This window comes from Neoakkermansia glycaniphila (assembly GCF_001683795.1).
Taxonomy (GTDB): Bacteria; Verrucomicrobiota; Verrucomicrobiia; order Verrucomicrobiales; family Akkermansiaceae; genus Akkermansia; species Akkermansia glycaniphila.
Map to the genome: position 1 here is coordinate 170,416 of NZ_LIGX01000001.1, position 12,488 is coordinate 182,903.

Below are 12,488 nucleotides of genomic sequence, written 5' to 3' on the forward strand. Positions count from 1 at the left end.
CCATGAATGCCGATGAACAGCCGGACAATGTCCGCGTGACCAGTACTCTGATTTCCGCTTCGGCCGGAACAGGGAAAACGTACCAGCTCTCCCTGCGTTTCATCTCCCTGCTGGCTCTCGGAGCCCAGCCGGAAGCCATGGCCGCCATCACCTTCACCCGCAAGGCGGCGGGGGAATTCGCCGATCGCATCCTGCGCGACCTCGCCGCTGGGGCGGATTCCCCGCAAGGTGCGGCATCCCTGAGGCTTCGTATTCTCGGCATGTGGCAGGGCAAGCCCGGTTTCCCGGGGCTGAGTCCGCTGGCAGATGAAAGCCGCCATCCGCTGACGCAGGAACGCTTTCGCCGTTTGTTGCGGCGCTTGATCGATGCTCTGGGCAGATTGCGCCTCAGCACCATCGACAGCCTTTTCGCCAGCCTCGTCCGCATGTCTTCTTTCGAGCTGGGGCTCAGCGATGTGCGCATGGTGGACGAATCCGCCCGGGAGCAGGAGCGTGCGAATGCCCTCGAATTCCTGTACATGAGCTTTCAGGAGGATGAAGACTCCATGAATGAATTTCTGGACCGCTTCTCCGCAATGACGCAGGAAGGCGAACGCTCTGACATGGAAACGACGCTGCAAAATGTCGTCGCTTCCTATCATAGCGCCTACCTCGAAACGCCGGATCCTGAAGCATGGGGCAATCTGGAAGCCTTCGGCATCTCTCTCGAAGCTGCCGGCGAACCGTTGCCCGATACGTATTGGAAAGACAGGGCCGCCCTCATCGAAACCCTGCTGCCGCAGGCGAACATTGCCCGGAAAAATGTCATGAACGGCTATGAATCCGTTCTGCGCAAACTGCAAAGCGACTCATGGGATCTGAGCAGTATCAAAACGATCGAGCAGGACAGCGCGCTTCCCCACAGCGGCGAGGAAAACGAAGCATACCTGCGCCTCAAGGGAGTGGTACGCGAACTGATTGCCGCGACGGAGCGGGAAGCCATGCGGAAGGTGCGGGACAAATCACGCGCTCTGCCGCAAATCCTCGCCCGGTACGAAGAAGTGTACCGCGAACGCGTCCGCAGCCGCGGACTGTACGACTTCGACGACATTACCCGTTCGCTGCCTGACGTGCTGGGGTCGAACGGGGCGCCGTCTGTTCTCGCCTACCGCATGGATGGCCGCATTCGGCACTGGATGCTCGACGAATTTCAGGATACCTCCCTCGTGCAATGGAACGGCCTCCGCACCTTTCTTGAAGAAGTGGCGACCGATGCCGCGATGGGCGACAACCGCAGTGCCTCGCGCAGCCTCTTCGTCGTCGGCGACGTCAAGCAAAGCATCTACGGCTGGCGCGGCGGCGAACCCCGCCTGTTCCGCGCCCTGCAGGCCGAATCCCCGTGGCAGGACGCCTTGCAGGCCTGCTCCATGGCGACCTCCTACCGCTCATCCTCCGTCGTGCTGGACTTCGTCAACGCCGTCTTCGGCTACACCGGGGCAGAGAAACATCGGGCTGCCGAACCTGCGGCAGGCGGGCGCGAACGGCCGGGCTACCTCGAAGTGTACCGCCTGGCCAAAGGAAAGGCCGATGAAACCATGCTCATGGCATGCGAAACCGTGGGAGACATTCTGCGGAGCATGCCCTTGAAAACGAGTGGCATGAGCTGTGCCATCCTGCTGCGCAAAAAGTCCGAAGTGGATGCCATGTGCGGCTGGATACGCTCGAACCTGCCGGGCATTCATGTGGAATCCCTTGCCGAAACCAGTGTGGGCATCGACTCCCCGCTGGGCATGACCCTGCTGCAACTCTTCCGCTGGCTGAGGCACCCCGGCAACGAATATGCGGTCGCACTCGTTGCACGTTCGCCGCTCGGCAAGACCGTCTTCGGGGAACGCAACCGCAACGAGGCATGGACTTACTGGAACCGGCTGGCCGAAACGGAAGGCTGTGCCGCCGTCCTGCGCCATCTGCGCGACGGACTCGCCAACGGCGGCCCCGGATTGTTGTCGACCTACCACCGCGACCGCCTCGACATTTGGATGAACGATGCGGAAAGCTTCGACGTGCAGGGAGGTTCTCTCGAAGACTGGATACGGCGCATGCAATCTCGCTCGCAAACGGCCAATCCGCCGAAAAGTTTTGTCCATGTAATGACCGTGCACAAATCCAAGGGCTTGGAATATGATGCCGTCATCCTGCCGTTGCTCGACAAGAAAGCCTTTGACGACCAGTCGCGGCTGGATTACTTCAAGGCGCTCGATTCTTCCGGCCGTATGAACGGTTTCCTCTTCGCTCCTCCCAAGGCTGTGCGCGAACGCTATCACCAGCTGCAGCCGTACATCGAAGAGTGGTCGGAAAAACAAAGGCAGGAAGGCAGAAACCTGCTCTATGTCGCCCTGACGCGGGCTGCCCACGCCAACTACATCATCGTACCCAATAAACCGTCTTCCGGAACATCCGGCGGAATGGTCCTTGCCGGAATCGAAGCTGCGACGGGCATGCCGCCTGAAAACGATGGGGCAAGCGTCGAACTGATTCATACCGCCGGAGACCGGGCATGGTATGCCGGACTTGCTTCCCCAGAAGAGGAACCCGTGGAAGAGACGATTCGTCCGTTGCCGCCGCCCCCACGGCGTTACGAACGCCGCAGCCCCTCCATCCGGCCGGATGAAGATGAAATCGGCCGCCCTGCCGAAACGGCGGAGAATGCGGAAGAACGCCGCCGCATTTTGGAATTCGGCCATGAAGTGCATGCCGTCTTCGAACGTATCCTCTGGTGGAACCCCGTCGAAAAGCCGGAATGGGCGGCCAACCCGGCCACCGACGCCGAACGCCTCGTCCTGCAATGCATGGACGAACCGGCAATCGCCCGCTCATTTGCCGAAGAACCCGGTGCTATTGTCCTGAGGGAACAGAGGCTGGAAGCCATCGTTGGGCAAGAATGGATATCTTCCGTCATCGACAGGCTCATCATCCATCCGGACAAAACCGCAACCGTCATTGACTACAAAACGAACCGCAATGCTTCTGAACAGGAATTGAGGAATCGTTATGCGGAACAAATGGGCCTGTACCGGAAACTGGTTGCCATGGCTTTGCAACTGCCGGGCGGCGAAAGCGGCGTTTCGGCATTCCTCCTCTCCACGGACTTGAAACGGCTGATTCCGATGTAACCGGAAAACAAGGCGGAGCAGGGCACGTGGCGCGGCGCAACGCATCCGAATACGCTTGACACCGTAGGGAGGCCGGGGTACCCTGTCGCGCATGAAACCGAGCTGTGCGTTGAGCGTACTTGCCCTGTTGAGCGTGGCCCCTGTGGCGCACGCCGTGGATGTCGTCATGAGCGGAGGACCGGCCTTGTCTTCAAAAGAAAACCTGCGTGAAAAAGGTGTCGCCCATGACAAATGGTGGGCCAACTTCATTCGGGCGGCCACCGTCCGGATTGCCTTGATTCAGGCGAAAAATCCGGATGCGAAAATCACATGGATCGTTTACCGCACCGGCTACGAACGCCGCGGCAAGGAAGACGGTAAACCCTATGTACAGTGGATCAATGACCTGGCGAAAAAATACAAAGTCAAACTCGTCTGGGTCAGCAGTGGAGAAGGCGCCATCAAAGCCCTCAACAACGCGCCGCGCGGCGGAGAGAAAGTGGATTCTTTCTACTACTTCGGCCACTCCAACCTCTACGCTTTCATGCTCGACTACGGCAACGACATTCAGGCAGCCTCGACCGCGTGGATTCATGAGTCCGAACTCGGACAGATCGATCGCAACATCTTTGCGCCGAATGCGGACTGCTGGAGCTTCGGTTGCTACACCGGCATGAGCATGTCCTACTGGTGGAAACAGACCCTCGGCCTGCCGCTGAACGGCAATCTGGATTCGACCCAGTACGGCCCCGTTTCCAACGGCTACCTGCCGAAAGGAAACGGCAGATGGGTCAAAGGCGACCGGTACGGAGGCTGAACAGGAAAAAACGGCTTTTTCCTCGGCATGGGATAAAAAAAACTTGTCGAATGCAGGTAAAGCGCGTATAAAATCTTCACCACTTTATGTGGGGCATTAGCTCAGTTGGTAGAGCGCTTCGTTCGCAATGAAGAGGTCAGGAGTTCGAGCCTCCTATGCTCCACCAGATTTCCAACGCCGCAAGTAATTGATTATCAATTCTTGCGGCGTTCTGGTATCCGGATTATGCACCACAAAATGCGACACACGCTGTCCGAATTACGTCCGTTTTCTGATGGATTTGTATGACACAAACAGCCCGGGATTCCGGGGTTTAGAGGAAACGAAGAGCCGCAAAAACGGTGTTTGAGAGGCTTTGAAAGGGGAGGGATGGCATGAAAACGCCCTTTCCCGCCAACAACAGGAAAGGGCCGCATACATCCCCGCAGCACGCCGTCAGTCCGAAGGCGGCAGCCCGACGAGCCGGTTGTACTCGGCATTCACCTCGCGATGCCGGGCATGGCTCGTATCGTGCATCGCCTCGAAATCCGGGTCGGCGGGATCGGTCAGCATCCGGTGGGCCTTCTCCGGATTGGACTGCGGAGTCGTCTTCGGCCCGCTCACCAGCGGCTTCTCGCCGGTGGCCTGCATCAGGGCGTGGAGCAGGCGGTACCCCTTCGGACTTTGCAGCGGGGCCATATCCTCCGGCGTCAGACCGGACTTCGCCATGATCTTGCCGGAAAACCGCTTCACCGCCTGCATATTCACCTGAAAATCCTTTCCCCAGTCGTCGCGCAGCTCCTGCGTGGAAGCGGCGATATTCCGCTGCTCCGCCTCCTGCATGGCCGAGATGACGCCGGAGACATACTTCCCGGCAGCCTTGCCATCCAGCCCGGAAGCCTGCGCCTGTTCCGTCAGAAGAGACTTGAACTCCTCCGTCGCCTCGAAATCCTCCGGCAATTCAAGCACATAGGGCGCCTCCTCCTCGGCAGCCTCCTCTTCAGGAGAAACCTCATCTCCATCCCCTTCCTCTTCCGGGGCAGCCGCCGCCAGCGAAAAATCCACCTCCTCGCCCTTCGGCACAGCGGCGGGCGGTGTTGCCAATTCACCAGCCGGAGCCGCCGCCTTTGCGGGCATCCCTCCGGTTTCAGTTACTGCCGGAGCAGCATCCTTGCCCCCCTCGTCGGGAAACTCTTCTACTTCCGCGCGGCAAAGGCGCGTGTACGGATTGTGTAATGCGATATTCATGTTCTTATTCTTCCTGTTCTGTCGTTGGTTGTTTATTGTTCCTGTACTGCGCGATCTCATGCCGGAGCCAGAGCACCACCTCCCGTTGCCCGTCGCGCAACGCGGCGGCGATGGGATCGGGGGCGATGCGATGGCCGGTAGCCGGATCGCGCGTCTGGTAGCACGGGAGATTCGTCTCGAACTCCGCCTCCAGGTACGCCAGCGTCTCCTCGTCGATATGGGCGGCGAGGTGTTCGCGGCGTTGCGCGATGCGGAGCCTGTAGGCCCGTTCGAGATCATCGGTATCCTGTATCGTATTCATATGGATGGTCTGTCAAAAACTGTCTTAAAAAGAAAGCTGCCCCTGCGGCGGCATCGCGGCCAGATCCTTCTGCGCGGCGGCTGCATCCCGCGCCCCCTGCGTCGCCTGAAGCTTCCGCTGCATGTCGGCAGCCTCCTTCTTCTGCGCGTCCAGCTCCCGGAGCTGGGCCTCCGTCCGGCGGCACTCTGTCGGCGAGCCCGTCCGCTCGTACAAAAACTTCGCAAACTTCCGGGGCTCCACATACTCGATCATCGCCGTATCCCCCGTCGCCTGCGTATAGGTGAGCGCCACCTGCATGAAATACTCGATGCCGCTCTGCTGCGCGCGGGCGATCGCCTGCGAAATATGCCCCAGATACTCCACGGCGGGCAGCTCGATCTCGAAATTCTCGCTCCCGCCCATATCCGGCACCTTCAGCTCGTCCGGCACCTCGTCCATGGCAAACCTCCCCAGCCGGAACAGCACCGAAAAAATGCGGTGAATCAGCACATTGCAGTCCGAAATAAACAACGTAAACGAAGGCGAAAACGCCAGAATCTTCTCCCCCTGCCGGGCATTCACCTCCGTCGCCGTCATCTGCCTCTCGATCTCGGCCAGCGGCATCAGCATATCCACGAAAAACGCCTCCCGGATCTTCCTCTCCTTCTCGTCGATGCGATCCTTCCCCACATCGTACCTGCCGGACGACGCCCACTCGCGCGGCATCTTCAGCTCGGCAGCCGCCGCCTTGACCGTCGTAATCCCCCCGGCCCGCAAATCGACCTCCCCCACCTGATCCGCAAGCTGCAAAATGCGGGGAAACGCCGCCACCTCGCCCAGCACATCCATCACGCGCTCCAGCTTCAGCGTCGCCGCGATCTCCTCCTTCACATCCAGCCCCGGCCCATACCCGAACGGCCCCTCGCCGTTCCGCAGGAAACGCGTCACCAGATACGGAAACTCATTATACCCGTCCTCCTTCAGCACCTTCTTCTCCGCATCCCACGCCATATACACGGACGCCCACTTCATCCTCCGCGACTGGAGCGCATCATGCCCGAACTCATAGCGCGTGCGCGGCATCACCAGATGCACGAACTCGAACTTCGCCGTATAGCGCGACTTCGGCTCGTCCCAGGCCTCCCGGATGCGCTCCGGCAGCTTCCTGTAGCCGAACTGCTGCACCGCCTGATGCGGAGACAGCCGGAACGACCGAGCCAGCGTATCCACCAGCCCCTCCGCCCCCTCGGCAATCCCGTAGGTCCCCGTCGGAATATGCCGGAAATTCAGCTTCCCCGCAGGCGTCGCCTCGCAGAACAGGCATCCCGTCCCCGTCAGGCACCTGTCCAGAAAACACTCGTGCAGCTCCGTGTAGAAATTGGAACGCCCGATCTCGCCGAAAATCGTCTCCGTCGCCTCGGCGAACCACTCGTCATGCCGGGCGGACTTCTTCTTCCCCTTCAGCCCCGACTTGATGGCAAACCACTGCTGCCCCGTCGGCGTGATATACATGATATGCGCCCCCGTCAGCACCCGCAGGGCCTTGATCGCCGCCGTCGAGTGCATCCGCTTCCGGCTGGAGGCCTGCCGCTCCTCATGGTTGGCCCCGGCCTGCGTACGCGGCATGATGTGGCGGCGCAGCCAGTCCCAGTCCCCGGCATTGTTGCGCATCTCCGCCAGCAGAGCCTCGGCAGTGCTGGCGTAATCCTCGGCTGAATGTGCATAACCCATAATCTTGAATAGTTAAAAAGGAAGAGTGAACAGGTAATAGTTCAAAGGAAAAAACGAACAGTCACAAAGAAAACGGCAACGAAACTCCCTTCCTGTCCCGCTGCCTCACCCCAGCGTCCTCCGCCCGCCGAGCAGGGAAGCGGCAGCGGAGCCCGGCGTATTCACCGTCCTGCTCAGGGAGGCCCGCCTCCGGGCGGCGGAGTTCACATTCTGCTCGCTCTGCTCGGCGGACTCCTGCCGCTGCGCGGCCACAGCGGAAGCCTGCACCACGGGCTGCTTCTCCATGGCCGCCGCCATCGCATTCGCGGCGCGCACCTGCTCCTTCGCCGCCTTCCGCTGCTGGTAGGAAGACCCCAGCGTCACCACATCCATGATCGCATTGCCGATACTCGAACCCATGATCTCGAAAAGTTAATAATTAATAGTTAATAGGTAACAAGTAACAGAGAAAAAGGAAAAGGAGTCAAAAACAGCCTCCCGCCCCGGACGACATCCCCTCAACAAAGCGTGAGCGCAAAATCCCGCGCCTCATCCGTCCGGCGCAGCCACCCGCGCCCGAACTCCGGGAACTGCTTGCAGGCCAGATAAAACGCCTTGCGCCGGTCCCGCAGGCAGGTCAGAAAATCCCTCTCTTTACCATGCAGCAGGCGGCGGCGCAACGCCGAACGCGTCGCATCCCCCACGCTACCGTCCACCGCCAGAGCCGGACTCGCCCCCTCGTCATTCAGAGCGCGTTGCAGGACCTTGGCCGTATTCGTCCCCCCGGAATTGAAACAATGATCCCGGAGGAAAAACTCCGTCGCCGGATACGCCGCACTGCCGATCCACGACCGCACAGACCGCGTATCCGTCCACACATACTCCAGACAGGCATCCCACGCCTCCTTCCGCCTCCCCTCATCCAGCAACGCCTTGATGCGGCGGAAGGCGGAAGGCTCAATCCCGTCGCAAATCCCGCACACCTCCCACCTGCCGCCCTTGTCGGCAGCGGGCTGCCTGCGCACCTTCAGCGATTCCGGTCCGGTCGCCCGCTCATCCTCGAAGAGCAGAATCCTGGCGGCCATGCGTTGTTCCAGCGCATTCATCGGTCATGCTTCAGGTTCGAGATTTCCGCCTTCAGCTCCGTCAGCACCCGCACCGTCTCGATCTGCGTACGCGTCTGCTCCGTGATGAAACTCCGCATATCGGTATAGAGCACGTAAAGCCCGGCGAGCATCACCGCGATCAACAGCGCGAACACGCCCTCCTTCGTCGCAAAAACGACCCTCAGCGTATTCACCAGCCTCAAAAACCAGTCGTAGGGTTTACACATGATATTCAAGTGAAAAGTTAATAATGAACAGGTAATATTCCATGGAAAAAGTGCGTGTCTATTTCCCGGCGGGGGTGATGGCCGTGCCTGTTTTCTGCGGTTGTGGCCCGTAGGTGAGATGCCCGTCCTTCAGAATCAGGCACGTCCCGTCCTTGCAGATGATGACGCCAGCCTCGCGGGACGCCTCCACCGTATGCCCGCATCCGGTCAGCCCCAGAGAGGCCAGCCAGCTTGCGGCGGCGAGAGCTGCGGCCACCGCCAGCCCCCACAGAGCCTTCCACCAGCCGGAAGACGCCTCCCGGAGCTTCAGCTTCGCATAGGCCAGCAGATCGGCCAGCGCGTGCTGGCCCAGCGTCGGCAGGATATTCCCGGCCACCCGGAGCCACGCCTGCTTCTCGACATCGGGCAGCGAGCCCCAGTCGAAATCCGCATTCGGGTTCAGTCCGGTCCGGTACTGGCGGTAGATCGCCATGGCGACCTCTTCGGTATGATTGCATGTATTCGTATTCATGTTGTTTGTGTTCTTCTATTGTTTGGAAGGATGTTGAAAAAGAGAGGAAAAGGAACCCCGCACGGGTCAAATGGCGATAAAATACTCCAGCCGGATCAGGCGAAATTGCGGTTCACACACGATGGAAAAACGGTAAAATCCCGGACTGGAAAACTCCGTCTCCTTCGGAAGCCATGTGAAACCGCCGGGTTTGATGAAAAGCGCTTTCCCGCGAGTCGGATGCAGGGCGAACCAAAGCTGGCAGGAAGTCACATTCACCCCGTCGAACTCCATCCGCAACGCCGACAGATCAACCACCTCCCGCTCCGGCGGCACCCAGTTCAGATTATAGACATGGCCGTGTTGCAGCAGCCCGTCTTCCGGCAGGCCGGAGACGAGAGGCAGCCCGGAGGCCACGCCGGGCTGCGGAGCTTCCCTGCGGCGCACCGTCCCCCCGGCGATCACTCGCCCCCACGCCGGAGTCACCAGAGCATCGTCATCCGTCAGGAGCAACTCCATCCCCGGAGCCACGGCGATATACTGCCCCGGCTCCTCGATATTCAGAAACGGAAAAGGCAGATTGTTCTCGATTACGACGACGGAGCAGGGGGCAGTCGCCGTAATCGCATAAGTCATACCCGGAGTAGTTTGTACGGAAATAGTCATGATATTGTTCTGCTTGAAAGGTTCATGGGCCGGGGAAACAGTTCAGGAGAGCTCTTGCGGCGGGCGAATCCCCGTGTACCGCGCCACCCCCTTGTTCCATCCCGGCCAGGCGGACACCAACCCCTCGCCGAGCCAGGCGACATCCGTTGCCTCGTAGTGGCAATAAATGAAATCCAGCCGCACGACGCTTGCCATCGCGCGCGACACCGCCTCGGAAGAATTGTTGTACCACTCCACCCCGTCCCAGCTCGTATACGGGCAGGACGAATTGTCCGTGCCGCCATACGCCAGCCCCGTCACACACTTCACTTGCCGGCTCCGCACGGCGGCGGCATTGATAATGCCCAGAGCATCATCCCCGTTGGCCGAGTTCAGCATCACCTCCACCCTGTACCATCCCCCCGGCAGCGCGGGCCGCTTGAGCCAGGTATTGGGGCAGGAGGCGGATTCATGCCAGTTCTCCGTATTCGCGCTTCGCTCCAGCACGAACTCATTGATCTGGCCTCTCGTCGGCACAGCCTCCTCCGGAATATACGGCCACGTCGCCCCCGCATTCGTATTGTGGTAGCGCAGCCAGACGGAAGGCCCCGTACCGATCTGCACATCTGCGTTGAAAATGACGGGACGCGTCACCGTCCCCCCGTTCCAGCTCCCGCCGCTTCCGCTCCCGCCGCCCATCTCCGCGAGCCTCCCCTCCACATATGCCGCCACCTGCGCGCCGGACACCAGCCCCGCCTCCCCCGCAGACACGGAAGCCGCCACCCGCAGCAGAGACAAATTCCCCAGTTTCAGTTCCCGCAGCATGGCTACTCCACAATCGCGTAAAGGGTTCCCGCATCCTTCACGGCGAGCGCATCATAGGCCGCCTGCGTGAGAGACTTCGCCTGCGCGAACTTCCCGTCCGCATAAGCCTTCGCCTCCGCCACGGCCCCCGCCTTCGCCGTGGATGCCACCGCATCCGCCTGCGCCTTCGTGTAATACCCCGCCAACTGCGCCGCCACCCATTCCTCCTGCGCATACCCCGCCAGAGACACGCTCGTATCCCCTACCTTCACCCACTTCTCCTCAATCCAGACATACTGCTCCCGGATGGACGCATCCGCCGACTCGGGATGCTCCCACCCCTTCGGCACGAGATAAATCACATCCGCCACCCCTTGCAGCGGCAGAGCATCCGTCGGCACAATCCGGATATGGTGCTTCGCCGCAATCTGCGCATCCACCCACGCCTGCGACGCATACGCCGCAAGCTGCGTCGTCGTCCACGCCTGCGTCGCATAGGCAGAGAGAGCGGAACCGTCCAGCTTCGCATTCCACGCCGTCCTCTCCGCTGCCGTCACATGCAGAGCGGCATTCCCCGTGTGCGCCGTCAGCGTGGCGGCGTCCGCCTTCGCATTCCACGCGGCACGCTCCGCCGCCGTCACATGCGCCGTCGAATTGCCGGAATGCGTCGTCAAATCCCCCGCCAGCGCAAACGTCGTCAGATCGACGAGCAGCACGGAGCCGAGATACAATTTTGTCGTTTTGGTTGCCATGATATTTTTGAGGTACGATTTATGAGGTACAAGGTACGATTATTGATGTTTGCGGGCGTTGCCCTGAAGAAGAGAAAGATTGTTCAGGAGGTGGTAGAGACTTGCAGGACGTAGAGAGTCTGAGCGCGCGTATGCAGCGGATCGAAGGCCCCCTCCTCCCGCAACGCCACCTGCGCGTAATCCGCCAGATCGGCGGGCCGGGCGAGCGTCATATCCCCCTCCGGCAGATAATCCCATCCGGGCGCGCCCGCATCGTCCAGACAGCCGATCCCCTCCCGGTGGGCAATCGCCTCGACCCGGCACAGCAGCTTTCCCTCCGTCCCGTCCACGCCGTATTCCCGGCTCTCCTTCGCCTCCTCCCGGTGGGAAGACACCACCACCACATCCCCCGCAGCAAGGCGCAGCCCCTCGTCAAACGTCCACACATTCACCCTGTCGTTCACCTGCACCACACCCTCCCGCGACAGCCCCAGCCACACCGGCCCGCCCTCCATCCGCCGCCACACCTTCAGCCACACCGGATTTTTGTGAAACTCGTACCCCGACCGCCCCTTCAGGGCCACCCGCCGCAACTCGCCGGACACCTCCGCCTCGAACGCGAACCCGCCGGCATTCAGATTATCCGTCCCGTCCCCCGGCGCAAAAGGCAGCACGGCGGACTCTATCCCGATTACGCCCCCGCCGGACGCCGCGCGGCAGAGCGCACCGGCAGGGGCTGACCTAAAAGACCGCGTCACGAGAGCGGAAGATCCGGACACGCGCAACGCTCCGGTCGGAGCCACCACCAGATACTGCCCCGGCTCCGTCATCGAGCAGAGCAGCACCTCGCTTCCATCCTCCCGCAGGGCGGAAACCCTCACAGGCTCGGAAGTCGTAATCGCGTACGTTTCGCCGGGAGTCGTATCAATCGTCATCATAAAATCATTAAAACTTGTTCAAACCCATCTTCATGCCTCCGTCTGCATCTGGATGATGCGCGCCGACAGCGTCCGGCTGATCGCCGGAGAAATCAAATACCCGCCCCACGGCCCGCGCGCCTGGTGCGGCCACACCGTCAGGCGCACCTGCGTATCCCCCCACACCGGGCCCGCCCAGCCGTAATTCCAGTCATAGCTCCCCCGGCAGTGGCCGTTCTGCTGCTGGTGGCGGTCCATCAGCACCGCCCCCGAGGGCAGACTCTCCAGCCGCACCCGCACTCCTGTGGACACCTTTTTCTGCCCCTTCGTAAAATACCCCCGCACCTCCGTCTCCGGCAGGCAGGCGGCATACACGGCAGCCACCTCCCCATTGTCCCCCTCC

General features: G+C 61.0%; 14 protein-coding genes and 1 tRNA gene. 3 read left to right on the top strand and 12 right to left on the bottom strand.

The genetic code is table 11. The features are described from left to right. Window positions 1-2: 2 nt before the first annotated feature. The 3 genes from AC781_RS00755 (at window position 3) to AC781_RS00765 (ending at window position 4,114) form a co-directional block, all read left to right on the top strand. A complete protein-coding gene (locus AC781_RS00755) occupies window positions 3-3,152 on the top strand; it encodes a UvrD-helicase domain-containing protein (RefSeq protein WP_067771935.1) in 3,150 nt (1,049 codons plus the stop codon). Between the two features lie 91 nt (window positions 3,153-3,243). Continuing rightward, window positions 3,244-3,948: a hypothetical protein gene (locus AC781_RS00760; protein WP_067771938.1), complete on the top strand. Its 705-nt coding sequence runs from the start codon at window positions 3,244-3,246 to the stop codon at window positions 3,946-3,948. 90 nt (window positions 3,949-4,038) lie between these two features. Continuing rightward, a tRNA-Ala gene (locus AC781_RS00765) sits at window positions 4,039-4,114 on the top strand. Between the two features lie 269 nt (window positions 4,115-4,383). Here AC781_RS00765 and AC781_RS00770 read toward each other — a convergent pair. The 12 genes from AC781_RS00770 to AC781_RS13865 form a co-directional block, all read right to left on the bottom strand. Next, window positions 4,384-5,175: a hypothetical protein gene (locus AC781_RS00770; RefSeq protein WP_071133471.1), complete on the bottom strand. Its 792-nt coding sequence runs from the start codon at window positions 5,173-5,175 to the stop codon at window positions 4,384-4,386. 4 nt (window positions 5,176-5,179) lie between these two features. Then, window positions 5,180-5,476: a hypothetical protein gene (locus AC781_RS00775; RefSeq protein ID WP_067771944.1), complete on the bottom strand. Its 297-nt coding sequence runs from the start codon at window positions 5,474-5,476 to the stop codon at window positions 5,180-5,182. 24 nt (window positions 5,477-5,500) lie between these two features. Next, window positions 5,501-7,186 carry a portal protein gene (locus AC781_RS00780; RefSeq protein WP_067771947.1) on the bottom strand — a complete coding sequence of 562 codons (1,686 nt, stop codon included), beginning with the start codon at window positions 7,184-7,186 and terminating at the stop codon, window positions 5,501-5,503. A 105-nt stretch (window positions 7,187-7,291) separates the two neighbouring features. Next, window positions 7,292-7,585 (bottom strand): hypothetical protein, encoded by a 294-nt coding sequence (locus AC781_RS00785; RefSeq protein ID WP_067771950.1) that lies wholly within the window; start codon window positions 7,583-7,585, stop codon window positions 7,292-7,294. A 98-nt stretch (window positions 7,586-7,683) separates the two neighbouring features. Further along, window positions 7,684-8,271, bottom strand: coding sequence for a putative peptidoglycan-binding domain-containing protein (locus tag AC781_RS00790; RefSeq protein ID WP_067771953.1), 588 nt, complete (start codon window positions 8,269-8,271; stop codon window positions 7,684-7,686). Beyond that, entirely contained in the window at window positions 8,268-8,498 is a 231-nt protein-coding gene (locus AC781_RS00795; protein WP_067771957.1) for a hypothetical protein, read from the bottom strand. Before AC781_RS00795 ends, AC781_RS00790 begins: the two co-directional genes overlap by 4 nt. Window positions 8,499-8,556: 58 nt before the next feature. Further along, entirely contained in the window at window positions 8,557-9,009 is a 453-nt protein-coding gene (locus AC781_RS00800) for a hypothetical protein (protein ID WP_067771960.1), read from the bottom strand. A gap of 66 nt (window positions 9,010-9,075) precedes the next feature. Continuing rightward, window positions 9,076-9,654, bottom strand: a complete 579-nt coding sequence (locus AC781_RS00805) for a hypothetical protein (protein WP_141675656.1) — start codon at window positions 9,652-9,654, stop codon at window positions 9,076-9,078. Between the two features lie 42 nt (window positions 9,655-9,696). Beyond that, window positions 9,697-10,458, bottom strand: coding sequence for a hypothetical protein (locus tag AC781_RS00810; RefSeq protein ID WP_067771966.1), 762 nt, complete (start codon window positions 10,456-10,458; stop codon window positions 9,697-9,699). Window positions 10,459-10,460: 2 nt separating this feature from the next. Beyond that, window positions 10,461-11,189 (bottom strand): phage upper tail fiber protein, encoded by a 729-nt coding sequence (locus tag AC781_RS00815; RefSeq protein WP_067771969.1) that lies wholly within the window; start codon window positions 11,187-11,189, stop codon window positions 10,461-10,463. Window positions 11,190-11,272: 83 nt separating this feature from the next. Then, window positions 11,273-12,106: a hypothetical protein gene (locus tag AC781_RS00820; protein WP_067771972.1), complete on the bottom strand. Its 834-nt coding sequence runs from the start codon at window positions 12,104-12,106 to the stop codon at window positions 11,273-11,275. Between the two features lie 30 nt (window positions 12,107-12,136). Next, window positions 12,137-12,488 (bottom strand): hypothetical protein (locus tag AC781_RS13865; RefSeq protein WP_176712469.1); only part of this gene is annotated, 352 nt, incomplete at its 5' end.